This window comes from Agrobacterium sp. 5Ca50 (assembly GCF_055381905.1).
Map to the genome: position 1 here is coordinate 102,253 of NZ_AP026438.1, position 23,886 is coordinate 126,138.

29 protein-coding genes, 2 tRNA genes and 1 pseudogene are annotated in these 23,886 nt (G+C 52.4%); 12 read left to right on the forward strand and 20 right to left on the reverse strand.

Annotated features, from left to right (window positions below; genetic code table 11):
- The first annotated feature begins 59 nt into the window (after window positions 1-59).
- A tRNA-Thr gene (locus ACZ5FM_RS00495) sits at window positions 60-135 on the forward strand.
- Window positions 136-227: 92 nt separating this feature from the next.
- Here ACZ5FM_RS00495 and ACZ5FM_RS00500 read toward each other — a convergent pair.
- Window positions 228-701: a hypothetical protein gene (locus ACZ5FM_RS00500; RefSeq protein WP_464039415.1), complete on the reverse strand. Its 474-nt coding sequence runs from the start codon at window positions 699-701 to the stop codon at window positions 228-230.
- 1,271 nt (window positions 702-1,972) lie between these two features.
- Here ACZ5FM_RS00500 and ACZ5FM_RS00505 point away from each other — a divergent pair.
- Together ACZ5FM_RS00505 and ACZ5FM_RS00510 are read left to right on the forward strand one after the other, a co-directional pair.
- Window positions 1,973-2,536, forward strand: a complete 564-nt coding sequence (locus ACZ5FM_RS00505; RefSeq protein ID WP_464039416.1) for a hypothetical protein — start codon at window positions 1,973-1,975, stop codon at window positions 2,534-2,536.
- 131 nt (window positions 2,537-2,667) lie between these two features.
- A complete protein-coding gene (locus ACZ5FM_RS00510; RefSeq protein ID WP_464039417.1) occupies window positions 2,668-3,261 on the forward strand; it encodes a hypothetical protein in 594 nt (197 codons plus the stop codon).
- 114 nt (window positions 3,262-3,375) lie between these two features.
- Here the strand turns inward: ACZ5FM_RS00510 and ACZ5FM_RS00515 are convergent, their stop codons facing one another.
- Genes ACZ5FM_RS00515 through ACZ5FM_RS00540 form a run of 6 tightly spaced genes read right to left on the reverse strand, consistent with a single transcriptional unit; the run spans window position 3,376 to window position 5,744 of the window.
- Complete coding sequence (locus tag ACZ5FM_RS00515) at window positions 3,376-3,552, reverse strand: GcrA family cell cycle regulator (protein ID WP_464039418.1); 177 nt, start codon at window positions 3,550-3,552, stop codon at window positions 3,376-3,378.
- Window positions 3,545-4,009 (reverse strand): S24 family peptidase, encoded by a 465-nt coding sequence (locus ACZ5FM_RS00520; protein WP_464039419.1) that lies wholly within the window; start codon window positions 4,007-4,009, stop codon window positions 3,545-3,547. Before ACZ5FM_RS00520 ends, ACZ5FM_RS00515 begins: the two co-directional genes overlap by 8 nt.
- Window positions 4,006-4,287 (reverse strand): hypothetical protein, encoded by a 282-nt coding sequence (locus ACZ5FM_RS00525; protein ID WP_464039420.1) that lies wholly within the window; start codon window positions 4,285-4,287, stop codon window positions 4,006-4,008. The genes ACZ5FM_RS00520 and ACZ5FM_RS00525 overlap by 4 nt, the downstream gene beginning before the upstream one ends.
- 20 nt (window positions 4,288-4,307) lie before the next feature.
- Entirely contained in the window at window positions 4,308-5,126 is an 819-nt protein-coding gene (locus ACZ5FM_RS00530; RefSeq protein ID WP_464039421.1) for a hypothetical protein, read from the reverse strand.
- Window positions 5,123-5,359, reverse strand: a complete 237-nt coding sequence (locus ACZ5FM_RS00535) for a hypothetical protein (RefSeq protein WP_464039422.1) — start codon at window positions 5,357-5,359, stop codon at window positions 5,123-5,125. Before ACZ5FM_RS00535 ends, ACZ5FM_RS00530 begins: the two co-directional genes overlap by 4 nt.
- Window positions 5,360-5,375: 16 nt before the next feature.
- Complete coding sequence (locus ACZ5FM_RS00540) at window positions 5,376-5,744, reverse strand: hypothetical protein (protein ID WP_464039423.1); 369 nt, start codon at window positions 5,742-5,744, stop codon at window positions 5,376-5,378.
- Between the two features lie 113 nt (window positions 5,745-5,857).
- On the opposite strand from ACZ5FM_RS00540, the gene ACZ5FM_RS00545 reads away from it, so the two are divergent.
- The 5 genes from ACZ5FM_RS00545 to ACZ5FM_RS00565 all read left to right on the forward strand — a co-directional run bounded on the left by ACZ5FM_RS00545 (window position 5,858) and on the right by ACZ5FM_RS00565 (window position 7,943).
- Window positions 5,858-6,103, forward strand: a complete 246-nt coding sequence (locus ACZ5FM_RS00545) for a helix-turn-helix domain-containing protein (protein WP_464039424.1) — start codon at window positions 5,858-5,860, stop codon at window positions 6,101-6,103.
- Entirely contained in the window at window positions 6,103-6,687 is a 585-nt protein-coding gene (locus tag ACZ5FM_RS00550) for a hypothetical protein (RefSeq protein WP_464040503.1), read from the forward strand. Before ACZ5FM_RS00545 ends, ACZ5FM_RS00550 begins: the two co-directional genes overlap by 1 nt.
- Window positions 6,688-6,776: 89 nt before the next feature.
- Window positions 6,777-7,058 (forward strand): DUF6074 family protein, encoded by a 282-nt coding sequence (locus ACZ5FM_RS00555; protein ID WP_464039425.1) that lies wholly within the window; start codon window positions 6,777-6,779, stop codon window positions 7,056-7,058.
- A gap of 76 nt (window positions 7,059-7,134) precedes the next feature.
- Window positions 7,135-7,464 carry a hypothetical protein gene (locus ACZ5FM_RS00560; RefSeq protein ID WP_464039426.1) on the forward strand — a complete coding sequence of 110 codons (330 nt, stop codon included), beginning with the start codon at window positions 7,135-7,137 and terminating at the stop codon, window positions 7,462-7,464.
- Between the two features lie 173 nt (window positions 7,465-7,637).
- Entirely contained in the window at window positions 7,638-7,943 is a 306-nt protein-coding gene (locus ACZ5FM_RS00565; protein WP_464039427.1) for a hypothetical protein, read from the forward strand.
- A 241-nt stretch (window positions 7,944-8,184) separates the two neighbouring features.
- On the opposite strand, the gene ACZ5FM_RS00570 is transcribed toward ACZ5FM_RS00565, so the two are convergent.
- The gene (locus ACZ5FM_RS00570) at window positions 8,185-9,216 is read right to left on the reverse strand and encodes an IS110 family RNA-guided transposase (protein WP_464039428.1); all 1,032 of its coding nucleotides are present in this window, start codon (window positions 9,214-9,216) and stop codon (window positions 8,185-8,187) included.
- A gap of 204 nt (window positions 9,217-9,420) precedes the next feature.
- Here ACZ5FM_RS00570 and ACZ5FM_RS00575 point away from each other — a divergent pair, with 204 nt between their 5' ends.
- Window positions 9,421-9,795 carry a thermonuclease family protein gene (locus ACZ5FM_RS00575; protein ID WP_464040504.1) on the forward strand — a complete coding sequence of 125 codons (375 nt, stop codon included), beginning with the start codon at window positions 9,421-9,423 and terminating at the stop codon, window positions 9,793-9,795.
- A gap of 26 nt (window positions 9,796-9,821) precedes the next feature.
- Here the strand turns inward: ACZ5FM_RS00575 and ACZ5FM_RS00580 are convergent, their stop codons facing one another.
- Window positions 9,822-10,676 (reverse strand): hypothetical protein, encoded by an 855-nt coding sequence (locus ACZ5FM_RS00580; protein ID WP_464039429.1) that lies wholly within the window; start codon window positions 10,674-10,676, stop codon window positions 9,822-9,824.
- Between the two features lie 771 nt (window positions 10,677-11,447).
- On the opposite strand from ACZ5FM_RS00580, the gene ACZ5FM_RS00585 reads away from it, so the two are divergent.
- From ACZ5FM_RS00585 to ACZ5FM_RS00595, 3 genes are all read left to right on the forward strand, one after another.
- Window positions 11,448-12,116 (forward strand): hypothetical protein, encoded by a 669-nt coding sequence (locus ACZ5FM_RS00585; RefSeq protein ID WP_464039430.1) that lies wholly within the window; start codon window positions 11,448-11,450, stop codon window positions 12,114-12,116.
- A gap of 26 nt (window positions 12,117-12,142) precedes the next feature.
- The gene (locus tag ACZ5FM_RS00590; protein ID WP_464039431.1) at window positions 12,143-13,111 is read left to right on the forward strand and encodes a hypothetical protein; all 969 of its coding nucleotides are present in this window, start codon (window positions 12,143-12,145) and stop codon (window positions 13,109-13,111) included.
- Window positions 13,112-14,189: 1,078 nt separating this feature from the next.
- Window positions 14,190-14,609 (forward strand): hypothetical protein, encoded by a 420-nt coding sequence (locus ACZ5FM_RS00595; RefSeq protein ID WP_464039432.1) that lies wholly within the window; start codon window positions 14,190-14,192, stop codon window positions 14,607-14,609.
- A gap of 378 nt (window positions 14,610-14,987) precedes the next feature.
- Here the strand turns inward: ACZ5FM_RS00595 and ACZ5FM_RS00600 are convergent, their stop codons facing one another.
- From ACZ5FM_RS00600 to ACZ5FM_RS00650, 11 genes and pseudogenes are all read right to left on the reverse strand, one after another.
- Window positions 14,988-16,103, reverse strand: a complete 1,116-nt coding sequence (locus ACZ5FM_RS00600) for an acyltransferase family protein (RefSeq protein WP_464039433.1) — start codon at window positions 16,101-16,103, stop codon at window positions 14,988-14,990.
- Window positions 16,104-16,163: 60 nt separating this feature from the next.
- Window positions 16,164-16,538, reverse strand: a complete 375-nt coding sequence (locus ACZ5FM_RS00605) for a hypothetical protein (RefSeq protein WP_464039434.1) — start codon at window positions 16,536-16,538, stop codon at window positions 16,164-16,166.
- The gene (locus ACZ5FM_RS00610) at window positions 16,535-18,037 is read right to left on the reverse strand and encodes a hypothetical protein (protein ID WP_464039435.1); all 1,503 of its coding nucleotides are present in this window, start codon (window positions 18,035-18,037) and stop codon (window positions 16,535-16,537) included. Before ACZ5FM_RS00610 ends, ACZ5FM_RS00605 begins: the two co-directional genes overlap by 4 nt.
- Before the next feature lie 552 nt (window positions 18,038-18,589).
- Window positions 18,590-19,075, reverse strand: coding sequence for a hypothetical protein (locus tag ACZ5FM_RS00615; RefSeq protein WP_464039436.1), 486 nt, complete (start codon window positions 19,073-19,075; stop codon window positions 18,590-18,592).
- Between the two features lie 277 nt (window positions 19,076-19,352).
- Window positions 19,353-19,640 (reverse strand): annotated as a pseudogene (locus ACZ5FM_RS00620) (winged helix domain-containing protein); the annotation flags it as partial.
- A complete protein-coding gene (locus tag ACZ5FM_RS00625; protein WP_464039437.1) occupies window positions 19,637-19,852 on the reverse strand; it encodes a hypothetical protein in 216 nt (71 codons plus the stop codon). The pseudogene ACZ5FM_RS00620 and the gene ACZ5FM_RS00625, both read right to left, overlap by 4 nt.
- A gap of 9 nt (window positions 19,853-19,861) precedes the next feature.
- Window positions 19,862-20,062: a helix-turn-helix transcriptional regulator gene (locus ACZ5FM_RS00630; RefSeq protein ID WP_333631540.1), complete on the reverse strand. Its 201-nt coding sequence runs from the start codon at window positions 20,060-20,062 to the stop codon at window positions 19,862-19,864.
- Between the two features lie 141 nt (window positions 20,063-20,203).
- Window positions 20,204-21,091 carry a hypothetical protein gene (locus ACZ5FM_RS00635; RefSeq protein WP_464039438.1) on the reverse strand — a complete coding sequence of 296 codons (888 nt, stop codon included), beginning with the start codon at window positions 21,089-21,091 and terminating at the stop codon, window positions 20,204-20,206.
- A gap of 95 nt (window positions 21,092-21,186) precedes the next feature.
- Window positions 21,187-22,383, reverse strand: a complete 1,197-nt coding sequence (locus ACZ5FM_RS00640; protein ID WP_464039439.1) for a tyrosine-type recombinase/integrase — start codon at window positions 22,381-22,383, stop codon at window positions 21,187-21,189.
- Between the two features lie 341 nt (window positions 22,384-22,724).
- A tRNA-Phe gene (locus ACZ5FM_RS00645) sits at window positions 22,725-22,800 on the reverse strand.
- A 202-nt stretch (window positions 22,801-23,002) separates the two neighbouring features.
- The gene (locus ACZ5FM_RS00650) at window positions 23,003-23,782 is read right to left on the reverse strand and encodes an SURF1 family protein (RefSeq protein WP_464039440.1); all 780 of its coding nucleotides are present in this window, start codon (window positions 23,780-23,782) and stop codon (window positions 23,003-23,005) included.
- Between the last annotated feature and the right edge of the window lie 104 nt (window positions 23,783-23,886).

Sequence of the window (23,886 nt, forward strand, 5' to 3'; positions counted from 1 at the left end):
ACCGTCATTATCTGTATCAGCCCCCGCATGATGTTTATCCGTTCACGGATAACGAAAGTGCCGCTTTAGCTCAGTTGGTAGAGCACGTCATTCGTAATGACGGGGTCACGTGTTCGAGTCACGTAAGCGGCACCATTTTCAACAACAAATCTCATATATTTCAACATCATATGTCAATTTAATTGGGTTTTATCCACCTTTCTGTCCACCCTTATTGCGTCGGTAGGTCATCGATCACAAAGCCGTGAAGAAGGATTTGCGCCGAAGTTTACAGGGCGAAAATCGTAAGATTTGTGTAACCCCACGTGTGTCATCTTCCGGCTACGCGTTGCGCCGATCTGGAGGGATGGATTTTGGTCGCTCGATATCTCTTTGCTGATGAGGCCGGCTGTTTTACCTTCAATAGAAACCAGAACGTCAGCAGATACTTCATTATCTGTACCGTGACGACGAATGACCTGACGGTTGGGGAAGCGCTTCATCAGTTGCGGCATGCCCTCGTTTGGGAAAAAGCAGAACTTGGCGATTTCTTCCATGCCACAGAGGACAAGCAGGCTGTACGAAACCGCGTTTTTGAAACTATCTTGAAGCATAATTTCGAGGTGCAAGCGACAATTTGCGAAAAAGCGAAGGCGCAGCCCCAGGTTCGTGCGGATAAAGCTCGCTTTTACAAGTATCCTTGGTTTTATCACCTCCGGCACGGTATTGCGCCTCACCTCACGAAAGATGCTGAGTTGTTGGTAACAACGGCGTCGATAGGTACAAAAAAGAGCGACTTACTTTCACCAATGGCTTAGACGACGTTTTGTCTCAGACAGTGCAGGGTGCTAAGTGGGTAGTAGATTTTAGACCTTCTCAAGCGGACGCTTCCCTCCAGTTGGCAGATTATTGTGCTTGGGCGATCCAAAGAAAATGGGAGCGAGGCGATTTAATGTCTTACGATCTGATCAAAGACAGAATTACCTACGAATTTGAGCTGTGGAAGTATGGGAAAACGCTGTACTACTGAGGTGGTGCAGCCCGCCATATCGGCAATCTTGGCTATCTACTGAAAGTCCCAGGGGCCTTTATCACCAAGCAAGGGCTGCCAGCGTCAGCATAGGCGGTTTCATCTTTTGGTCAACACTCTTAGGGAGAGCCGTCATGAAACTTGTGATTTTTAACAAAAAAGTCCACCCCTTAACATAGGCCCCGCCTCCTTCCGCATGCTCACTGGCTTCTGTTTTCTCTCTGTATTATGAGAGAGCACTTATCTTTTTACGGCTTCCGAAAATTGAAGCCGTTTTATCTAGGTCAGACCCTCCTGCCTACTTCTGGCTTTTGTCTCTGTCGGAGCGTTCCGTTTCTTAGCAGTTGAAAAGAGCGTTTGCGTCATTTTCGGTGGCACACTTGGAACGCGCGCAGCGCCTGCTTGTTGACTGTATTATCAGTTTCGCGGCCGCTTTTTCAGCGGTCCGAGGCACCCTGTTTTTTCGGTGTATTAACAGGGAAGTATCGCTCTTCATGCTTCTTCGGATTTTTGGGTTTCTCGACGCGTGGCGCTATCTCAACATTCGCTAACAGCGCGACGTGCGCTCCCACGCCGTTAGCCACGTCCACCGCTGGTTGGGTCGGTCAGCGGATTGTTTCCACTGTATTGATTGTAGATCTCGAACCATGCAATCTACGCTAATAGTTGAGTTACTATCTGGGGGCACAAGTGAGCGAAGATCCACAAAAGATTGTAGGCGGCGTGAAATGTCGCATGCGATACGTTCCGGCCAAGAACGGTAAACCCGCATATCTGTTTTTCTGGCGGGCGCTGCCTCACTGGAGACGCGTCTCAGCTCGAGAGGTCAACGTCATAAGTGACCTCAAGAATGTTTTCCGAGATGAGCTAGCCGATGCTTATCGCGCAAATCCCAGCCCTTGCGCGAAGGTCTAGCACCGCGCATTCGTGAGCATCGGCATACGTTAACCTTGGGGGTAGGAATTGAACGACGTAATTAACGAGCTCTATTCTGCTGACCGACGTGGGTATTACCAAACTGGAATGCTCAACCTAAGCATGCATAACCATCGACAAGACTTGGCGTTTACTCCATCTCAAACTAACGATTACACAACTGAACAGGTTGAACATCAGCTTCTCGAGATGTTTCCTGAAGGGTTATCACTTCACGGCTGGGAATTCGCGCTTTGCTATCCGGGCATTCAGTTGAATGACGGTCGCGTCACAATTGAATCCAGTTGCGCCATCGAAATGCTATTTGAGTTCATAAGGCGAGCGAGTTTTCCAGACCGCCCATCGCGCTTTCAGTCATTCTTCGCATTCGACAGCATTGAAAATGTCAGAGAATTCGCCAAGGCTTTTCCCATTTATGAGATGAAGCCAAAAAGCGCTTTCAAGTGTGACCAAAATTGGCTGCGGATACCCCAAGCAGCGCTGGCTTTCTACTACGGCCACCAATATTGGTCAGGAGCAGCGACATCCAACCCGAAATGGGAATATCTGTTGGAACCGCCGGTCGAAACAATACCAGTAGGCGATATCTAACTGTAAACTCCTGTTGATTGGTAGCTGCAGCGCTAGGCAGGGGCACCGACTCTGCGCCAATGCCCCTGCCTAGCGCTGTTGCTTCCCCGCTTGCTGTGACTGGTTAATTACGAAGCTAGAGGAAGTCATAGATGGTGGATAAAATTACAAAGCTTGATGCAGCGCGCCGACAGTTGCTGGCCGCGATACATCTGCATTGGTACTGCAACGAACCGATCGCTGTTTATTCTCTCGCCAGCAACGTATGGGAAATATGCGACACACTAACCAAACTGGCAAGCATTACATCGACCGTTGACCGCATCAGCGCCGATCAGAACATTACCCACTTAGACGTCAAAAAACTGATCAATGCGCCTCGTAACTTCATCAAGCATGCCGACCGAGATCCGGGGGCTGAGATTGATGATATTACCCATTTGGACTGCGATGCGGTTGTCATGACTGCGTGTCTCGACTACATGAGCATCTCTCGACGTAGCCCAGCTATAACAGGGTTATACGTTTTCTGGTTCGCCGCAATAAACCCTCAGTTGCTTGCCGGATTCTGCTCGAAACCTGCAAAACATTATTTCCCTGGGTTAAATAAAGCTGACAGAAACACACAAATTCAGGTGGCTCGCGATGAAGCAAAAAAGCCCCTATCTCCAGAGTTACTGGACAGCTACCTAAATGAAATGTCGGATGCGTGGAGATGGAAAAGCTTTCGTGATGCGCATGGCTGACCCTAGCCCTGATACAACCCAACTCTGTTTGCGGCTCTCCCGCCCTTGCTCGGTGAGGGTAGGTGTGGAGCCGGTAATGATAGCGCCTTTGATGAATGTTCTGTGGTGCATGGTTCAACCCTTTGGGCGATAGGCAAGCGCGCAGTGCGCGGCGCAATATGGTTTGCCTTGGATGGCCGGTGAGCCGCAGAATAAATGCGGCTCGTGTGGTTCGGGAGAGGTGAGGGGAAAGCGGCAGTCTCTGCTTTTCAGCAGATGAAGCGGCCGAGCCTGCAGGTGGGTTTCAGTCATCTTGCGCCTTTGGCTGATATAGCCCGATGACGGCGCCCACGAATTTGCTTTCGAGATGTTCGAAGGTTAGAGGCCCTTCAGACCATCCCCCACACCATTGCGGCACCATGCCCTTGCGCTTTGCCTCTTCGGCACCGGCAAGCCAGCGTTCGAACTCATCGTGCGAAGTCGTGCGCATCGATCCAACATGCCAACGTGGTTCATCGTCAGTCTTTTGATTAGGGACCGCGCTGTGCCGCGCTTGGCAAACGTTTCGCCGCCCGCCGATCCATTCAATCAGATAGATATCACCCACACGCGGGGTTCGGTCTTCGGTGTCGACAACCACCACCTCGCCCGGTTCTATGAATGGCAGGCTATCCCGGTCGGTTACTTCGAAGGCAATGCAATGCGGTGGCAGGGTGCGGTAGACATTCAACGTGTTGTGCTGCCGGGGCCGGCTATTTAGGGCGCTCATGTGCGCGCTCCTGCTGGTCCACGATCAAGCTTGTTCACCTCATCGCGAATGAGCTTGAGACTATCGATGGCATAGCAAAGGACATAGCCAACTGACGCAATATCAGCGTCTTCAAGCAGGCCTGGCTCTGCGTTCGCGTGAAGTGCCAGACGTGCGGTGCGAAGCAAATCCATTGCGAAATCGTATTCATCAATGGCTTGGTTGCCGTGGTACTGTTTGGCGAGCGAAGCGGGCATCTTGCGCATAGCTTCGCCGTTGGCCGGAATCGTCTTCGGCATGATGTGTCTCCTGATTGAGGTTAGATGCTTGGCCGTATGCTGATGACCTGATGAACAAACCGGGCCATTTCACCCATTATGCCATCGCTGCCCTTGAACACTTCGAGGTAGCCAAAAGCGTCCATCGCATTGGCCTTGATAAAAAGGCCCGTCATCCCAACTGCCGGTATTTTCGATATTTCGCTACACGCGGTATTGAGGCCGTCTTTTGCGAGAACTACCCGTCTCCGCGCTTGGTCCACTCCGGCCTTCTGTCGAAGCGCGTTTGTGTGAGCCTCGTACTCTTCCGCCAACACCAGCTTTGCGCGATAACGGGCCAGCATTTCAGCACGCTCTTTCCGCTGGCGCTCAACCGCCTTTGGCGTCCGTCCCCTTGGTGAGCGGTTTTCCCACCGTGTAATAGTTTCTTTCAGCTCATCCGGGGGCGTTACGCTGAAGCAGGTTCTTGGCGTTTTTTCCCGTTGGCGCTTATCGAAACGCTGCGTCAGGCCGCTTGTATCGCGATACAGATATTGACCAATAATGTTGCGCTCTGCCGTGTCGCCCCAAACTCCACCGCCAATATGGGCGTTTGAGCCTCCAAGCAGTTCTTCAGGGGCAAGTGGCCACAGGTGGCGCCATTCGTCAGCGATCCATTCAAGGGCGTCTTCTGCTGCGCGTAGTTCGGCCTGAGCATCAAGCAGTCTGGCATGTGCCGCTAGCAGGTCTGGATTTTCTGCGATAGCGGTGGCCTGCGCGGCGTCTGTCTGAATGGCTGAAGCCGCCACAGAGGCACCGGCAGAAACTGGCAGTGAGGCAATGGCTGCACCGCCAAGGAATGAGCGACGACTGGTTTTCATATTGAACCCTCCTTAAACTTAGCCGCCATGGCGGCGTCGTCGTCATCAAGCTTGGCCGCGATGCCTGCGGAAAGGTCGCGGGCGATCCAAAGCAGGCTACTGATGCGCCGGTCTTCCTTCTCGTTAGCTGCGCGCTGAAAGTGAATTTCACACATCACGTCCAACAGGTCGCTGAGGTTGTCGAGAGCGGCGTTTACTTCTTCGATCTGGTACTTGGGGGCACGTTTGGTCATGCGGACACTCCTCCGGTCAGTGCGCCGTGATGGCGGCGATTTCAGCAGTGATGGCGGCGCGGTGTGCAGAAGCGCGGTAGCGCAGCGGCAGATAGTCGGTTTGGGCGAGCGCTGTGCGCAGAGCGTTGAGGCGGTCACCTTTCGGCGTGCCGTCCAGCTTCGCGACTTCTGCGGCTTCAACAGCTCTTTCACGGGCCTGCTTTGCAACGCGCCAAGCAGTCTTGAGGCAAGCAGAGAATGAGGCGTCAACAATGCCGCGCTCGATCTGCCAAGAGGCGTACTGGCGACGAATGCGGCGGTAGCGCTCCCAAGCATCCAGCATGATTGCTGCCAGGTCGAATTTCGGCATGCCTTCGGCGGTGGCCTGAACTGTAGTGTTCGGCATTAGGTTAACTCCGATGGATAACGATTAACGTTAACATCAACATAAATCGTTACTCATTTACTTGTCAAACGATTTTCGTTATCCTTAACGAAATTAATTATCGGAGAACCTGAATGATGACACCTGCTCAATGCCGCGCAGCCCGCGCACTTGTCGAAATGTCGCAAGACGAACTAGCCACTGCCGCAAAGGTGGGAAACTCAACCGTCCGAAACTTTGAGGCTGGCCGGTCGGTGCCTGTTGCTAACAATCTCGACGCTATTACCAGAGCCTTAAAAAGCGCTGGAGTGATTTTTCTTGATGACGGTGAAACAAGAGAAGGTGGCCCGGGCGTTCGCCTTGCGAAGAAAGATGATTGATGCCTCCAGTCTTTGACCCGCGCGACAAGAGCCGAACGGCGGGCGGCAAGACCTACAACATGGTCAAAAAGAATACCCAGCCTCCTGCAGATCAAGGCGGGTGGATGGCTTTAACTCGAGAGCTGCTGGAGGCAGCAGCCTATCGATCGCTTTCCGTGAACGGCCGCAAGGCTTTGGACCGGTTGATAATCGAGCACATCTCACATGGTCGCACTGAGAACGGCAAGCTCATCGTGACCCATGACCAGTTTTATGCTTACGGCGTAACGTTCAGCAACATTGCTGATGCGCTTGATGAATTGGCATACAAAAAGCTTGTGAAGATGACAAAGGGGCGGGCGGGCAACGGCACTGCGCACCCGACTGTTTTCACGCTGACCTTTGATGGAACACGTGACGGTGCGCCAGCAACCAACGAGTGGAGGCGTTTCACGATGGCCGAAGCCCGCTTGTGGTCGGAAGTCGTCAGAAAGCAACTAGCAGACGCGCGCTCAAAACCAGGCAGAAAGAAAAAAAGCCCGCTACGGGATTCCGTAGTCCCCCCGCTACGTGTTCCCGTAGTCCGTCGCCAAAATGGGGAGTGAGGGTTGAGAAATTATCTCATGTTTTCAATAACCCAACCGACTACGGGTTTACGTAGTGCTATATATATTCTGGTGAGGGAGCGAAGCGCATGAGCAACGAAGCTGACAACCTACCGCTTTTCATTTGGAAGCAGCCAGAATGCAGGCTGATACCGTTTCCCATGGTCAACCGGATTGGCCGCATCCGTGATACTGCAGCCAAGATGCTCGATAAACCCACGGAAAAGAGCGCGGAACATTATCGTCGCCAGGTTGATGATGCCATGACTGTCCAATTAACAAAAATCGGACTCTCGGCGGAAAAAGTTGAGTTTGAAAAAATTACATTTTGGAACGCGGTCAACGCTGAGATCGAGCGTAGATTGCACTGATTTCAATTCAGCTTGTTAAGACTTGGATCGTTTTCAAACATTGGGCGTTTAACCGCCCGATCCATGGAGGTTTAAAATGCTAGCAAATATCTCCAAAGTAGGGGTTTGGCTGCTATTTGTTTTCAGCGTTTTCCACCTTTCTCTGGCATTCCTGATGTCGAATGGCTTTTTGAACACATACGAAAGCGCGCAGGTTCTGCAGGCATTCGATGCAGCAGACTATTCGAAGTTTTCTCGCCTTGGCACGGTATCGCTTATTGCCACGGCCTGCTTAGCTGCGGTTGCGAGGTTTTACGATGCTCGAAGCAAGTTGACAGAAACTAGCCCGGTCGAGAAGGAAACTCTCATTCACAGCAATGTGGCCGCGGCTGAAACAGAAGCCAACGAGCGGCCCCCCGTCATATGACCACGCAAATTTGGAAGGAACTTTTTTTAGGGCTGGACGTTACGAGAGCGGACGCGCTTCCCCCTCGTCCGTTTGTCGGCGCAATCTACAAACCCTCCCAACGGAGGGTTTCTTTTTGCTAACCCGCCATACAACACATTACCTGTAATTATCATGGGTTGGAATGCGACTGCATGTTTGGCAAATCAGATATTATGAAATATCCGTCTCGCGTGACGTATTTGGTGGAAAAGGTTCACCTGAAAGTTGCTGCCGTCCTACTTTTACTGGCAGGTCCTGCGATAGCGATACTGGTTGCCGTCCAGCTTTGGGCCGGTGCAATCAGTGCAAAAGGCGGGAGCGTGACAATAGAAAATGACCCAGTCACCTTTTACATGCTCAATGGGATGCTTGCATCGGTCGGATGTTTTGCGCTTATGGTGAGCGGACTGACTGCGCGACATCTCCTAAGCAGGGTGCGGGAGAAACCTGATGTCTGAGACGTGATTCGCATGTGCGGGCCGCTCTCGATGGTGAGAACGGCCCGCTAGACAATCGACCATCCGCAACGGCACGCGTTGCAACAGTTGCGTCGGCATCCCTCAATCCGAGGCTGCCATTATACGTCTCGCAGAGCGAATGCCTATAAACTCGACGTGTTCAAGACACCGATGTACTTTCGGTCTATTCCGCTCGTAATTTCGCGCCCCGACTCTATGCTTCTGATTGACGTCTATCCCCTTATTGCGCCGCCCTCCCAAATTCTGAGTGATATACACCGCCTTTCACGAGAAGCGCCCAGACAACCCGGGCTAGGTAGTTGGCAACTGCAATTGCGGCAACTTTGAAAGGTCGCCTGGCACGCAACTTCACAACCCATCTTCCCAACGGGCTACTGTCTTTGGCCATCCTAGTTACGCCGGCAGCTCCCAGATAGAGCATGTAGCGAACGGTATGATTTCCCATCTTGGAGATTTGCCCTAGAACCGCGCGGCCGCCGCTCGAATAACTTCTTGGCGTTAAGCCAAGCCACGCGGCAAAGTGCCTTGCCGTCGAGAAGCGGTGAATATCCGGTACAGACGCTAAAATACACATCGCGATTTTGGGTCCGATGCCCGGGATGGTGACGAGTCGTTTTGCATCCTCATCATTACGAGCCCGCTGATCGATTTCATCGTCCAGCTTTTCGATTATATCACTCAGGCGTTGTATTTGGTCCACAAGGTCTACGAGGGCATGCCTGACCGAACTCGGCAAAGACATATTGTCGCCGTTTTGGGCGTAGGCTATCAAGGTTTTCACGTGACGGAAGCCGCCTTTCGCTATCACACCGTTCTCAGCAAGGTGGCTCCGCAGTGCGTTTGCCAATTGGGTGCGTTGAGAAACGAAGACCGCGCGGGTTCGGAACACAACGATGGAGGCTTGCTGCTCTGCAGTCTTTATTGGCACAAAGCGCATCGTAGGCCGGGTCAGCGCCTCGTTGATAGCTTCGGCATCGTTGGCGTCTGTTTTCCCTCGCTTCACAAACGGCTTGACGTAACTGGTGTGTATCAAGCGTACCTCATGCCCTAACTCTGATATCTGTCTCGCCCAAAACTGGCTTGAGGCGCACGACTCGATACCGACCAAGCAAGGTTGAAGGTCATTGAAGAATGCCAACACATCTTGGCGCTTTAGCTGCTTATTAAAAACCGGCAGCCCGTTTACATCTGCTCCATAAACCTGGAACACATTTTTTGCGATATCGAGACCGATTGTAGCCACAGCAGTCATAGCCAACTCTCCAAGAACCGGTAATCTAACCCAGAAATAGGCTTGGAGCGTATCAGCTTGATGAAAGCCCTCGATCTATGCCGAAGAGGTACGTAGGTGTATGTGGACCCCTGGACGCCTACACTGGAGACACACAGATTGATGTACAGAGATTTGGCAGCGATGGCTGCAGTTCTGATGCAGATGTCATTCATCAGTCCTGCAATGGCCGATCAGGCTATTTCCTGCGCCTCACTGACCGTGATCGACGGCGACACCATCAAATGCGACGGGCAGAACATGCGATTGCTTGGCGGCGGCGTGCCGTTCAAATCTGGAGTTGACGCACCAGAGATAGGCAGCCGCGCCAAGTGCGAGGCAGAACGGTTGCTTGCACTGAAAGCCAAAGCCAGATTGAAAGAACTGCTGCTGTCTGGCATTCCTCGTATCGAGGACAGCGGCGCAAGAGATAAAACCTCAAGCCGCCGTCCGTTGATCAACATCTACCTTGCCGATGGGCGCGAGGTCGGCAAGGTGCTTATGTCTGAAGGCTTGGCAAGGCCGTGGTCGCCCAAGCAGCGCATTGATTGGTGTAGGTGAGCCAAGCTATCTGCTGGCGCACTTTTTTAAGCCGCTCTTACCACCATATGTCGGCGCTTTTTGCATTTGCGGAACCAGGTGACCGCCAACGCCTTCCAAAACTGGATTTTGTGGGTCACGGCCAATAACTTTGCTTCTTCCTCGGCGGTCGTGAGCAAATCGATGATGGCTTCCGTAAGGTCGTCACCGGATATCTTGTCTTTGTATTCTGGATCGTTGAGCAGAAGTTCCACGGCCTTGATTTGCGGAGCGGTCATCGGCCCTCGATCAGCATTAGCCAAGACCTCCAGGACCTCACGAGCGGCGATAGGTCCTCTTCTCCCTATCATCGCGTCTATTTGCTTAATGGCTATGGTCTGGCGAGAGCCTGTGCCGGTGTAAGCGTTGGTGGTTTTAAGGACTTTCACATTTGCGCGGGCACAAACCAGTTCCAGAGTTTGAGCGTCTTCGTCGCCGGCCGCAATTGCTGCTTGGTGAAGCTGGAGATTTGTTACTCCCAACCTGTCGGTATTTTGGCCGATAAACGCCTTTGCTTGATCTACCGTGCTCTCGGCTTCGACTATCATAACGGGAATTGTCGGAACGTGTGGATTGGAGGCGGCTGCAATTGCAGTGTGTTGCCCATCGAGTACTTTGAGTATGGTTTTCCCATTCCACTCAGCGTAGGCGCAAATGGGCGGCTTGTATCTGGTCCAATCGAAATTCTCGATTATCCGCCGGATTTGCCGCATCCCTTTTTCGCTTACGTTTCGCTGATATGCGGGGTCGACGTACAATTCCGATGGCCGCACCATTTCAAAAATAGGCATCCCGGTCGCGGGTACATTGGCCGTAAGACCAGCAATGCTCACGGGTGAAACAACTCTCACATTATCTTCCATCGTGGGTTCCTCGTGTTGAACGCGGTGACCTCCATTTGTACGGACCGATTTGAAATGGCTTCCAATTGACCTTGCGCCGAAGGTTAACATCCACAACGCGGTGCCCAGCTTTGGGTCACAAAGTGGATAACCCCGCAGAGGATGAGGACGTTGTGCATTCCGCGCTTGAAAACGTCGGGCGAAAGTTTCAATCAGGCGTAACTAATGCTTCTCGACTCCCGATTGAGTCCGTGCTTATTTGTGCACGGGGAAATTTGGGGGCAATCTTGCCAAACATATCAATTACACGGGCGCTTCTTGCGCTTGCGTTGTCGTGCGCGCTTGGCGCCTGCACAACTTCGCAGGATGCATTTCGCAGCAATCCAAAATCAATCGATCAAGTAACTCTTTGCAGGACATATCTGAAAAGCACAGATCCGGTATTCCAGCAGGATTTGGCCAAGGAGTTGAGCCGGCGGAATGTACCGTTCTATCAATGCCCTGAGCTGGTTCAGCGGCAGGAAGCTGCAGCAGCGGCTATCCTGGCTGTTGCGCTTGTTGGGACGGCGGTGGCTGTCTGCGCCAATAACAATTGCGGGGGCGGCGGCTACGCACCACGGCGCTATCCGGGAAATTGCTACTCCTACTATGACCGTGCTGCGGACGGCAGCCTGTGCGGCCATCGAAGCGCTTTGTCGCGGCCTGGCGGGTGGTGAGTCTTTTTCACGGATCAAGCGATAGTTAGTACTTGTAAGCCAAACGTCTCAACTAGTTCACAAAACAGGATAGGAAATGGAGCCTGCAAAAGAATTCAACCGGTGGGAAAAGGCCAATGTTTTTCTGGCAGTTTTAACACCTCTCGCAATCGCTGGGGCAGGTTATTACCTGAGTGAAACGGCAAACGAGAGAGCTATGGATCTTAGCCGCCAACAAGCTGCGATTGCTCAAGCCAACGCTGACCGGGAAGACAGGAGGGAAAGACTAGCGTTGATCCCTACCTTCATTGATGCACTTACCGGAGACGATCAGAAGAAAAAAGAGCTCGCCATCAAAACCATACGATCTATTCTACCAGACGATGGGCCGACTTTGCTTGTTGGACTAGAGGGCGAGCAGACAGCAGCTCTTTCTCTGGAAAGTAGGGCTGTCATCGACAGTGCGGCACTAAGTCTGGCCAACGACATTTTTTCACAATCGTTTAGGAAAAGGGACCGCGCATACATGGCAATGGCGTCTGGAGCGATACATAACGATGCGGTTGTTAGTTCTCTGCTCTCAAATATTAAAGCAAATCCTCGGAACGAGGACGGTGTAGTAAATGCGCTAAGATTACTAAATGCACTTCCGCCTGAAAGCTTAACACCATTTACAGTGGGCTTGCGAGAAACCTTACCGCTTGTGTCGTCCAATGGTGATGTTACCAACGCTCTGACAACGGCCATCGAAGAGAAACTACAGTAACAGTATAGAGGTCACGAGGCGAGAAGATGGCTCTAGTATACGAGTGCACGAAGGATTTTCCTCAACTTGACTGGGTTCGTAATTTCCCAAGAGGAATAGCCTATGAGACGACCACACATTACGTTCATCTCGCAGGGGTTGATAATAACGTTTTCACGATTTCATCGGGATTAACGGTAGCCGAACGTAAATTTGGCATCACTCTCCAAGACTGGGTTACACGTCGATTTGGAGCCCAGCAAATCCAGACTACGACGACTCAAGAAGGCCACGTTGTTGGCAAAGTGTGGCGTCCGGGGCTTTACTACGCATCGGACGTCTACCAGGCAATGAACGTTACCGTTTCTGAAGTGAAGCAGAGCGAACGCAGCATTGTGCTCTTGATTCGCCGACTTAGCGAAATTCTCGACTTCATCGAGCCGTCTGGGCATGGACTTCAATCATTCGGCCACAGAATGCGCGAGCTGTTAATACTTGCATGTACAGATGCCGAAGACCATTGGACTAAGCTTCTGCGCGCGGGTGGAATTACTAAGCCGATACTGAAAACAACCGATTTTGTTGCACTTAGAGATCCATTCCACTTAGGCGAGTTTGAGGTGGAAATGCCAGGTTACACAGCCGTACCCGCGATGCGGCCTTTTGCAAGCTGGAACGATAATAGGCCCACACAGTCGCTTCCGTGGTACGACGCGTACAATAAAGTGAAGCATGATAAATCTGGGTCACTTCCACTAGCTAGTCTTGAGAATACGATTAAAGCCGTAGCCGCGAATATCGTGATGTTCTGTGCTCAGTTTGGGCCCCATATGTTGTATGAGAGCGCAGGGACTGTTGGAGGTCACTTCAATGAGTTGTTTACGGTGAAGCTTGTGAACCCTGATTTCCGCAGCTTCTACGCACCCGTTATCGATGCCTCTAAGTGGCCCAAAACATGTTGGGGCGAATCAAGAAATCTCTCTGTTCCGCGGACTATCGACCCACTTCTTTTGTAAACAGGTTCGTTTGCCGCGGAGAGACGATGGCAGTCTGCGGAGTTTACCGAGGCGCCGAATAAAAAAGCTTACGCTTTGCGTGCGCGCGTACTTGGTCCGGGTTAAGCCGCCAAGCAGTGCGTGATTATGCGTCTTGTGGTATTACCAAACGTAATAACGTTGCTCTTGAGCTGAGGATAACCGATCACCCGGGGGCAGCTGTGTGATTAGCAATTAAATGCCTTCTGTTCGACTCACAGATCAACGGAGGCGCGTCTTGAGTGTTTTTTGATCGGATTGTGTGGCATGCGCCGAAAACGCTCTTGCGGTCATCTGTGGTGGTGTTTGAGGTGCGTCGACTTCTCGCATAAAGCCAGTTCTCCGATAGTGGGCATGTTGCATATTGATGGGTGCTTTTTGATCTCGATATCACCGCGCATCCGCAACTGCGGAAGTTTAGCTCCTATGGTGTTGAGCTTCTTCGTTTTTTGTCCTTCGTATCCCAATAAGTCGGGCGGGCTTTTCCGTAATATTCCCCACTAATTTAGTGGAACGCGACCGCTTCGTGTAACGTGAGAAACTGGAATAACCTACCAAACTAGCGATGTTTTTTGAGCTGACTGGTTGGAAGCCCCCCTGTTTCTGCTCTGTATTATCAGTGCCGTTTGGGTGCCTCACGGACAGTTTTCCAGTCTCTATTTTAAAATGGGCATCAACTTGTTTCTAAACGATTTCACCACCTCGCGCGCACGCGCGTACTGGTCCGAAAAATCCGCGGACAGTTGACTCTGGTTTTATCCGTCCTCGTCTTTTTACGGCTTCCGAAAATTGCCTTCTATGTAGTTCGTTTTTGAAGTTCTTTCGCCTATTTCAGTCTATTTTACGCTCCAAGGGTGACTGAAAAAAAGCGGGAACAAGGCTTCCCCGTATTTGCCCCGTTATTTCGGGGGAGGGGATATAAGGATGGCTGTGTGGCGCGGCCACCACTGAGACCGTTAATTCCCCACTTCTCCAATTTTGAACTCCGCCATAACATTTGATAACAGAGGGAAAGCTTGGTTTTATTCCTGGATGGACGTCAGGATTAAGGGTGGGGTAAATGCGGCGTGCTTTATTGTCGTTTCTGGTTGCTTTGGTTTGCTCAAGTGCTGCGTATGCAAACAGCTATTTGTGCATAGGCGATGCGGCCGGCGGCCTTAAATTCCTTGACGGCGCATGGAGAGGCACTTCATTCAAATCTGGCAGTAAATTCCTCGTGGCCAGAAGCCCAGAAAACTCGAAGCATTGGACAGTCACAGAAATTGGGGACCCATTTCCCTCACATCGATGCACCATGAATACCGGCCCTGATGGTATCGATTCCGAACAACTTGTTTGCGGCGGTCTCGGTTACGGGATGATTATAAATTTCTCCAAGCTTAGGTTCACCCAAGTCTACACGATTGGCTTTATCGAGGACGACAGGAGCGGCGAAAACACGCCGTTTGTAAGCGGCGGGCTTTGCTCAAAAATCAACTGAACCTATTCTTAGAAATCGTGGAGTAGTCACTCAAAAATCGCCTGACTCGAATACTCCGGGAAAGTCACGGCCAGAAGCCAGTAGTTTTTCCGCCGTGGCCCTCAAGACATATTCGTTTACGGAAAGCCCCTCACGCTGTGTTGCATCGAACAAGGCTGTTCGAAATCCCGAGGTTACCCGGGTGTCGCGCAGCATAAGATTTACAATCTCGGTTTGGTTGCGCTCATGTCGCCCATTCACCACCGTAAGCCTCCTGAAATCCGATTGCAAAAATCATAGGGCATTCGGAACGTGGTTTGGATTTGACATGTTTGGACACATTTTTAGGAGTGGGGCACTATCTCCCCGTTAATCGGCGATGCAGCACATTATCATCTACTACTTAAGATGATTGACGGACGACTTTCTGTCTCCAGAAAAAAGATGATTTAGCAGATCCTTCATCGTCGGTCCGAGATAACGTGCGCTAACCAGCTCCAAAATCACCGCAGTGCTCAAGGATATGGATGCGACTAGTATGGCGGCGAACAATGGGTCAATGCTTGCCAATTGCACAGAGAGAACAACCAGCACAGGAAAGTGGACTAGGTACAAAGGATACGACATTTCTCCTACCATTCTGTCCAAGGCCCAATCTTTCGTTAAATGGAACAGACAAGGTATAGCCAAGAACGCTGCCAACAGCGTCAGTGAAGAGTTTATCGAGATTGAAAAAAACCGAAACTCCGGGAACAACGGATAGATCACCAATGCCACTATGAGGCCAATAGCGTTGGCTGGATTAAGAAACCTTCCTTCGACATAAAATCGATGCGCCACCATTCCGCCCACAAAGAAAGTCAATTCAAACGGGAAGAAACGGTAACGCCATGGATCGCCATCAAACCCAAACTGATAAGCGACCACGCGAAGAACGCCCATCAACAGTGCGATTATAATTAGAGTTGCTGTACATCTTCTCGAGAACCACGGCGCCAAACAGTAGAACATCAGTTCAAGGCTCAAGGTCCAAGAAGGCTCGATTAGTAAAAGGTTGTATGGTTGAGGCCCTTCACCTTGACCAAGAGCATCGACCAACGTCGTGCCCATTTCCGTGACCTTGGCGAAAAACAAGCCATCTTGCCCGAATAGAACAATGTTCGAAATCATCGCCCAGATTGTATAGAGCGGCCCTAGTTCAGTCGCGCTTCTCAAAACATTGGACTTTGAGACAACTGCCCAAGTCACCATACAAACCAACACCACCCAGTATGCGGGATAAATTCGGGTTGCTCTAGCGATGTAATAATCTGTCAGCCTTAAACTACCATCGGCTCTTCGGTACTTATCAGACAGGACCAGAGACATGTAAAAGCCTGAGATTATGAAGAAAATTTCGACGGCTACTTCACCGCCAACTAGCGGGCGAAAACTGGTCCACCATGATGGCAGATGCGCAACAACAACCGAAATTGCAAGTATAAGTCTAAGAGCTCCCATAAGGCTCGCTGACATGGTGTACTGCTGATGTCAAGCTATACGGATAGCCCTACACTCAAACTTCTTATGATAAGGCTAGACCAGAACGGCTTCAGACCACATCTCATCAACCTGGGAAGAGTGCAGCCCCAAAGCCTCGGCAACTAGCAAGAGTGTTGGATGATTACGGCTGAAGTAACTCGCATCCTCCCATTCAATCTGTGCCTCGGACTTTTGCAGGCCGTCCGGCATGGCATTGATTGCTGTTTCGACAGATGACAAGGGTATGCCATTACGCACCAGAGTGAGGCACAACTGCCTTTTGGTGATCGAAGAGCTCGGCTGTGGAGGGTTAAGGAAAGCAACAACTTCATCGTTGTTTTCGGGCAAAACCTCCGCTGCAACATCTTGCTCACAGGCATATAAACCAGTGATTACTCCGTTCGTTCTCGCAACAAAATAATTCATCATCCAATCCTCGGGATAGTAACGTCTGTCCAACCATGGCAACGGAGTGTGAAAGTCGGAGCTGTTGGATTATTTCCAACGGCTGCCGTCCTTCTACCGATTTGGCGTGATGTGTTCGTCAAAACAACTTCAGTGGCCGCAGACCCTGTCGTGTTATTTAAGGTGTTCACATCAGTGAGAATATCAATGATACCGCCTGCTGTTATGTTGCCGCCATCCGTTAAGCCCAAGGTGTACCCGGATATCGACGTGGCACTCGACATGAACAAAGTTGCGGAAAGTATTGGTCGAACCGGTATGACAGAGGGGACACTGGACAGTGTTATAGGCGACAACGCCTGCAAGCTATTTTCTGTTGCCTCCACAACAAAAGTGGTGAACGCAACTCTGCTGCCCGCTTGAGTGAATAGTCTGATATTGCCGCTACTGTCAGTAACCACCGAACCAACGCGTTGAACTCCAGTCCAACCGCTTGGCACGGTCGGAGCGGTAGCGGAAAGCGAGAACAGGGCATCAAACGCCAGCGTCGTATTATTGACGATTGAATGCATGTGGTAGGTAGTGCTGTTTGCCTTGGATCCGGCGTCAAGGCCGCCATTACCAGAGCCAGCCGACCAATTCGCATCCAGCCGCTTGGTAAACGTGCCAGAGTTGGTGACGACTTTCTGACCTGCCTTCGCAGTGCCGGCCGAAATGTCGATATCGTTGCTGGCGTCAGATGAGTTGTTGGCAAGCGTCAGACCCTGAACGAAGTCGGGAATAATATTTCCTTCCGCCGGCAGGGTCGCAGCCTTGGTGTAGTTGCTGCAACGCCAGTTGCCCGATCCGTCAGATACAAACTCTGCGAAATCACCGGCTGCCGTGGTGATGTCTGCTGCACCTGGAAGAATGAGGCTTGTGGCGTTGTAGGTCAGCGTGAGCGCGCCAGCGAACCGCAGGCGCCGGAATGTCCCAGACGCTACCGTGCCGAGGCTGGTGATGGTCGTTGTGCCGGTAACGCGGAGGTTCTGCGAAGGAACAGCGCCGATGTCTGCTGTTGCAGCGCTGGCGATATCGGTCACAGGGTCGAGGCGCAGATAGTCCTTTTCGGCAAAGAACGATGTGCCGTCACACCAGATGACCGTTGAATAGCCGTTTGGGATGACAATCGTTGTTGCACCGTTGATGGTTTCAGAGCCATTCGGATCAATGGTGACGTTGCCACCATCAGCCACAACCGCCATGTGCCAGTTTGCACCGAGCGTGGCGGCTGCCGTAAGCGCCAAGGTGTAAGTGCCGGTAAAGCGGACAATCGCGTTGTTGTCGTTGAGAACGGCGGTGTAACCGGTTGATTTTGTGCTTGCGATAGCCTTGTAGTCAACGCCGGTCCTGATCTGCGACATCATTGTACGAAGCGCATTGCTAAAGTTGGAAACGGCGTTCGTACCCTGAATGCCGATACCAGCTATATCAGTGTTATTGCCGGGTACGGCGTCCCAATCAAGAATAGAATTTTTGGGCATCTGAGGTCTCCTGTTCCGTTGAGCTTAGGAGACCTCAGCGTTTTTGTGCATTTGACATGTGTGGACACACCACATGCGCCTCAGGCCGGAACCCCGATCCGATCGATGTAACGCTGAACAGCTGGATGTGTTCGGTCATTGGTCCGAAGGAGTTCAAGCGCTTCCAAGTCGCCCTCCATGACCATTTCTAGTGCGATAGCAGAAACATGAAGGGGTGCCCCGGCACAGGACTGGCGAGCTATTCCGTGGGCACGATTCCAGCGCCTGATGGTGCGACTGCATACTCTAGCCCTGTATGCCGCTTCATCGATCCTGATTATCTCATCGGGTAGCATTGGAACGGGTTTCAAAACACGCCCTCCGAATGCGCAATCCGGCTCGAGGCATTCCAGATTGACGACTGTTTTTTTAAATCAGGCGCATAAGTCTTTTTCTCTGTTTTTGTCTTTATCTTTTTCTCAGTCTCGTCTCTGTCTCGGTATAAGTCTCTGTCTCTGTCTCTGTCTCTGTCTCTGTATATCGATAGGGTTTTGATACAGTATCGATAGCGTATCATCCTTGCCTCCTCGTCATGTACCCGGTTGCGGTGAGGCGGTTAGGCATGCCCAGAACATTTGAATCGGCAGGTTCGGTGCCTTGCTTGTCGAAATCCTTGCGCGTCATCTCAAACTCTTGTGTTGCGGCTTCTCGCAACATCTCGCTTTCAATTCCCAAAATTGCCCGCTCGACCCCAAGCGCGTGCTTCTTGTTCATGGCTGAATTGGTTTCGAACCAGCCGCTAACGAAAAGCTCCAAAGTATTCGGGTCAGAGACAACCAACCCGGCATCAGTGAGCGTGGATAAGCAACTACGGTATTTGTCCGAGGGCCAACCCAAGTCATCGAGGGCGTAACCTTCAGGTAGACGAAAGCAGCCCGCGCTGTTTTGGTGTTCGCTGGTCATGAGGTAGAGCATCAGCAGTCGCGCCTCATCGGTCGGCAATGCCTTGAAGGCTTTGCTGCGCCAAATTTTCGGGGAAACCTTTGTGAAATCGCGCATTAGCCATACGCCTTTCGAACAAGGCGGAAGTTGTGCGCCAGCTTGCACGCTTCGCATGCTTCCAGCGCCGACAATCCGAAACGGTCTTTGAGGGTTGGAACCGCCTGGGGTGGCGGCTCCTGTTGATCGGCAAGCCACTGGGCTGCGCTGGTCACTCTGGGGTTGTCGTGGGGCTCCCTCATGCTGAACGTCCGAAATCGTTGAATGAGGGCTTAACCTCTGAGATGGACTTGTAGGCCGCTGCCAACTCATTCCAAGTAGTCGGCCGTTTATCGGCTGCATCTTCAACCGGAAGGATTTCTACCTCTGTATGCAATACGTAGCGCGCATGAGATCCAGGGAACGGTCCATCGTGGTTCTCGTTCAAGGTCTCGATAACTAGGCCGTACTCCTTGCGCAGCTTGTGAACATAGGCCGACCAGCGCGGGCCGGGGTGATCAATCGGAGTGCAGCCGCGCTTGCCAGCTGTCACAAGGTTATTGAGTGCCCATCCAAACCGACCGACGAGCTTGAACGGCTGCCCATCTGGAAGAATGCGCGCGGTGGTGATGATACGCTTTGTCATGCTGCAAGACCTCCAAGGCCGTGAAGCTGGCAAATCGTCTTGGCATGCCAGAATGACACGCGGCACCGACGCATGACGGACTTGACCGCCAGCAATTCAGATTGATTTTCAGGGGTGGATTCTGTAGGGTTCCAGTTATCAAGCCCTGCCAGAGCATTGATATTGGAACCCGGATTAGCGCCTGCACGCGCTGCCGGGTTTTCCGTTTTCATGGGAAAACCTCAAGCTGCGCGCTGCTGTTTCGCGGCGTCGATAGAGCCTAGAATGTCAGACTGTGGGAAACGGCTAGACCGTCCGAATTTTAGGGGCTTCTGAATGGTGCCGTCTTTTACTCGGTTCCAGACTGAGGCGCGGGAAATGCCGAGAAGTGCGCCGACTTCCTTGTCGGTCAAAAGCCGTTCGTTGCTATTCGTCGCATCCATGTGATTTACCTCGTTAGGCTGCGGGGGTTAACGAGGGTAGACTACAATAGGCAAAATCCGCAGGCTAAACAAAGGCTTGCGGATGATTGCGGCGCCGTTGCGGAACGCTTGCGCCTGTTCTGCGGATGCGTTGCGGGTGGCCTAATGAAAGGCGCCGACCTTTTTACGTTCCCATACCAAGCGCGATATGGTCGAGGAAATGCCTTCGGCTTTGCAAGCTTCTTCGTGAGCGTCCCGCGACACATTACCATTTATCTCTGTGTGAAGCCGGTCGTAAATAAGTGCCGCAGCGTCTTCTTTGCCCTTGATTTCCTTTGCTGTCTTCGGCTTAGGGGGGGGCGGCAAAATTTGGCTTAGGCTGTTTCCACTGACAAAGATATGCGCGTAGCCGCGCCCCGCGAACCCCGCGCTAAATGGATCTTCTGGATTTAGACGGCACATGGTCAACCGGCTTTCTATGCCCGGCACGTTCCACCACTCCTTAGGTCGGATAGACGAGAACGCACCGCCATGCGTCGGCAATGTCACGCATTCTAGGTTGCCATCCCGCAGCGCGCCCTTGACGATAGAGACAACGCGCTCCCACCGCTCTTTAGCTTTGGCTCGCCTTTGGTTTTCTTCGGGTACAAGGCTTTCCCCATATCGTACCGCTTCGGCACTCAATACCTGGCGAGTTCTCAGGCCGTTATCGGCGGTACCGGGAAGGCTCCTCGCTGTGCGAAGTGGCGTCAACACTCGATAACTTTCGACCTCCCAAGACAGCTTAGACACATCGTTCGACGCGATTAACTTTGATATTTCGCGTAAAAAATTCTCTACCCCTCTGCCATATTCCGCCCCGCTCCGACTACGAGCAATAATATCCTGCTTCGTTTCGATTGGAGGGGGGGCAAACGGCTCGCTATCTGTCCACTCATGGGGGTACATAGCTCTACCGACCCGCAGCAGTGCGCGTGCTAAAAATACATATCCATACGCATCATCGGGCCATGAGCCCGGATTAGTCCAGAATTGAAACCGTTCGTTCATTCGCTGCACTCCGCGAGAGCACCTGATACCGTGAGGAAACCAAAGGTGCATTTGGCTTGTCGGCTGGCCGGCCTATCCCCACGGATTCGAAATCGCTATCCCTCCGCGACCAGTCGCAGGACTTGCCCGCCTTTGCCGGTCACATGATTTGCCCAGCGCTCGAGAAGCTTGCGGCGCTGCTCCAAGAAATCAGTACGCCGATATGCGCGCTCAACCTTGCCGCCGACGGTATGCCCGAGCGTAGTTTCAGCGATATCGTGCGGGGTATCCGTCGCTTCTGCTATCCAATCGCGCAAGGACGAGCGAAACCCGTGCGGGCGATATGCGATTTCATCGCGCTCCATCAGTCTCGACATGGTTGCGTCGGAAATAACGCCCTTCTTGATACTGGGGAACAGGAAGCCATCACGGGAGAGGGGCAACGCGACATTGATAATATCCAGCGCTTCAGGAGTGAGCGGAACGCGGAAATCTGGCGTCTTCCCTTTCCTACCCTTCATAGCTTCCCCAGGAATTGTCCACACGTCGCCGTCGATCTGGTCAACATGTAGGAAGCGCAGCGGCCGGGAACGCACGCCGGTAAGGATGAGAAGTCGCAAGGCAAGGTGCGTTATCGAACCTTCGGAAAGACGGGTGTAGAAAGCTGGCACCTCATGCCAAGGCATAGCGGGAATGTTGGTTGCTTCGTGCCGCTGCTGACCTAGAAGCGCCCGAGCCTTGGCTACAGCTTGGATATCTACTTCAAGGCCAAGGGCGGCAGCGTGGCGCATGCAGATATCGAGGCGATTGAGGGCCTTGCGGGCTGTCTCTGCCTTTGTGTGCCAGATTGGCGAAAGCACATCGCGGATTTGGCTCTGATCGATCTCGGCAACTGGCGTCTTTCCGAGCTTCGGCAGGATATGAAGCTCGAGAGGGCTGAACCACCGCCCCGCTTTCCCGTCACCCTTCAATTCAGCCTTGCGGCTTTCAAACGCGTCCTCGGCCACGTCCTTGAGAAGATGCAGGCGCTTGACCGCTTCCCGCCTCTGTTTCTCGCGCTGGATAATAGGGTCTAGGCCAGACCGGGTAACCCCGCGCCAGCGTTCTGCCTCCTCTCGGGCTTCCTTCAACGGAACTTCGGTTATTGAACCCAAGCCCATTTCTCGGCGTCTTCCGTGGATCGTCACACGCAACACCCACTGGCCGCCGCCATCCTCGCGCTTGAACAGCCAAAGCCCGCCGCCATCGGCATACTTTCCGGCCGAAGCGTTCTTCACGGAAAGCGCCGAAAGTCTGTTGAGAGTACGTGCCACCAATCCACCTTTCAATCCACCCGAGGCACCTAGACTTGCGTAGGCTTTCTTATACAGAACTAGGCTAGGATAATCAGCAGGAAACTTTGCCGGTCAAGGTGTATTAGAAGGCGCTAGACGACGCTAGAAACCGGTAGACTTCAATTCAATGCACGTAAGCGGCACCATTTCTCCCTGATATCAAAAACTGAATATCTGCAGTCGCGAGTTTTGCTGCGCATTTCATTTGCGTTCATGGCGCATGGTAGCGCTGAATATGGCGAAGAGCTCAGAGCAAATGATCGGACAATCAGCATGATTTTGCTGCGTCATATCAATCTGAAAATCTTTGAGAAAAGAAGTGGTGCCCGAACGCGGATTTGAACCACGGACACGCGGATTTTCAATCCGCTGCTCTACCAACTGAGCTATTCGGGCACTTTACCTCGTATGAGGCTCGACCTTTTCAGGTCACCGAGAGTTTTGCTCTCCCGAAAGTGAGCGGGGTTATAACATCTTGTTCGGCCATGTCCAGCGCCTGGAAGCATTTTTTTTGAGGAATTTCACGGTTAAAAAAAATGACGGCTGATTAGCCGCCAAAATTTTCACTAGTCCCTTGATAAATATGGGCTTTCCGTTCTCAATCTTCCACAGCTGGCTTGCGGCGGGTGTTCATATTCCGGCGCACATACCATGTTGCAACCGCAACCATCAGCGCAAGGACATACCAGGTGATGGCGTAGGAGAGGTGGCTGTTGGGGAATTTCAACTGTGTCAGGCCGCCGATCGGCACGCCGCCATCATTCGGGGTGGCATCGGCATCAATGTAAAATGGCGCAGTGTCGCTCAGCCCATTCGCGGCTGCGATCTCTTCAATATTGCGCGAATACCAGCGGGCATTGGCGGGATCATTTGTGCGCAAGAAAAGTCCGCCATGTTCCGGTGCACGCATCAGGCCAACCACCGTCGCAGAACCGGTTATCTGGCCCTGCTGGCGCGTTTCGGCCAAGCGTTTGTCCGTGGGCACAAAACCGCGGTTGATGATGACTGTGGAGCCATCCTCAAGCCGCAGTGGCGTCAAGATCCAGTAGCCTGGGCCATAATCGGTAACCGTATAAACGGCCGCTTCCTTTTCATTCTGGAACTCACCAGAAAGCTGAACGCGGCGATATTCATAATCTTCGGGTTTCAAGGCCGCCCACTCAGCGCGTGTGGGTGGTGCAACAGGCTCGGCATGCACACGCGCATTGATGCGCTCAATCAGATCCAGCTTCCAGCCAAGCCGCTGTACCTGCCATGTGCCGAGCGCCAACAGTGAGGTGATCAGGCAGGCGGACAGCGTATAGAGAACGGCAACAGCCAGACGTGAAGGGCCGGTACGGTGCGCAACTGGCGTGGAATGGGGTGTCGGGGTGGTCATGGGGATCTTTCCTGCCTGTTCCGGCCCTGCACTCAATGTCTGTGCCGGAAAGAAAAACGCCGTGCATTCGGGTGAATGCACGGCGCTGACATTGCCCTGAAAGA

Coding starts and splice junctions, on each gene's coding strand:
- ACZ5FM_RS00650 (WP_464039440.1), bottom strand. CDS start 23,782: ATGACCACCCCGACACCCCATTCCACGCCAGTTGCGCACCGTACCGGC.
- ACZ5FM_RS00610 (WP_464039435.1), bottom strand. CDS start 18,037: ATGCCCAAAAATTCTATTCTTGATTGGGACGCCGTACCCGGCAATAAC.
- ACZ5FM_RS00550 (WP_464040503.1), top strand. CDS start 6,103: ATGCCTCCAGTCTTTGACCCGCGCGACAAGAGCCGAACGGCGGGCGGC.
- ACZ5FM_RS00560 (WP_464039426.1), top strand. CDS start 7,135: ATGCTAGCAAATATCTCCAAAGTAGGGGTTTGGCTGCTATTTGTTTTC.
- ACZ5FM_RS00520 (WP_464039419.1), bottom strand. CDS start 4,009: ATGAGCGCCCTAAATAGCCGGCCCCGGCAGCACAACACGTTGAATGTC.
- ACZ5FM_RS00510 (WP_464039417.1), top strand. CDS start 2,668: ATGGTGGATAAAATTACAAAGCTTGATGCAGCGCGCCGACAGTTGCTG.
- ACZ5FM_RS00625 (WP_464039437.1), bottom strand. CDS start 19,852: ATGAAAACGGAAAACCCGGCAGCGCGTGCAGGCGCTAATCCGGGTTCC.
- ACZ5FM_RS00535 (WP_464039422.1), bottom strand. CDS start 5,359: ATGACCAAACGTGCCCCCAAGTACCAGATCGAAGAAGTAAACGCCGCT.
- ACZ5FM_RS00585 (WP_464039430.1), top strand. CDS start 11,448: ATGGAGCCTGCAAAAGAATTCAACCGGTGGGAAAAGGCCAATGTTTTT.
- ACZ5FM_RS00570 (WP_464039428.1), bottom strand. CDS start 9,216: ATGACTGCTGTGGCTACAATCGGTCTCGATATCGCAAAAAATGTGTTC.
- ACZ5FM_RS00555 (WP_464039425.1), top strand. CDS start 6,777: ATGAGCAACGAAGCTGACAACCTACCGCTTTTCATTTGGAAGCAGCCA.
- ACZ5FM_RS00545 (WP_464039424.1), top strand. CDS start 5,858: ATGATGACACCTGCTCAATGCCGCGCAGCCCGCGCACTTGTCGAAATG.
- ACZ5FM_RS00595 (WP_464039432.1), top strand. CDS start 14,190: ATGCGGCGTGCTTTATTGTCGTTTCTGGTTGCTTTGGTTTGCTCAAGT.
- ACZ5FM_RS00515 (WP_464039418.1), bottom strand. CDS start 3,552: ATGACTGAAACCCACCTGCAGGCTCGGCCGCTTCATCTGCTGAAAAGC.
- ACZ5FM_RS00590 (WP_464039431.1), top strand. CDS start 12,143: ATGGCTCTAGTATACGAGTGCACGAAGGATTTTCCTCAACTTGACTGG.
- ACZ5FM_RS00605 (WP_464039434.1), bottom strand. CDS start 16,538: ATGATGAATTATTTTGTTGCGAGAACGAACGGAGTAATCACTGGTTTA.
- ACZ5FM_RS00580 (WP_464039429.1), bottom strand. CDS start 10,676: ATGGAAGATAATGTGAGAGTTGTTTCACCCGTGAGCATTGCTGGTCTT.
- ACZ5FM_RS00565 (WP_464039427.1), top strand. CDS start 7,638: ATGTTTGGCAAATCAGATATTATGAAATATCCGTCTCGCGTGACGTAT.
- ACZ5FM_RS00615 (WP_464039436.1), bottom strand. CDS start 19,075: ATGCGCGATTTCACAAAGGTTTCCCCGAAAATTTGGCGCAGCAAAGCC.
- ACZ5FM_RS00635 (WP_464039438.1), bottom strand. CDS start 21,091: ATGAACGAACGGTTTCAATTCTGGACTAATCCGGGCTCATGGCCCGAT.
- ACZ5FM_RS00525 (WP_464039420.1), bottom strand. CDS start 4,287: ATGCCGAAGACGATTCCGGCCAACGGCGAAGCTATGCGCAAGATGCCC.
- ACZ5FM_RS00575 (WP_464040504.1), top strand. CDS start 9,421: ATGGCCGATCAGGCTATTTCCTGCGCCTCACTGACCGTGATCGACGGC.
- ACZ5FM_RS00630 (WP_333631540.1), bottom strand. CDS start 20,062: ATGGATGCGACGAATAGCAACGAACGGCTTTTGACCGACAAGGAAGTC.
- ACZ5FM_RS00530 (WP_464039421.1), bottom strand. CDS start 5,126: ATGAAAACCAGTCGTCGCTCATTCCTTGGCGGTGCAGCCATTGCCTCA.
- ACZ5FM_RS00540 (WP_464039423.1), bottom strand. CDS start 5,744: ATGCCGAACACTACAGTTCAGGCCACCGCCGAAGGCATGCCGAAATTC.
- ACZ5FM_RS00600 (WP_464039433.1), bottom strand. CDS start 16,103: ATGTCAGCGAGCCTTATGGGAGCTCTTAGACTTATACTTGCAATTTCG.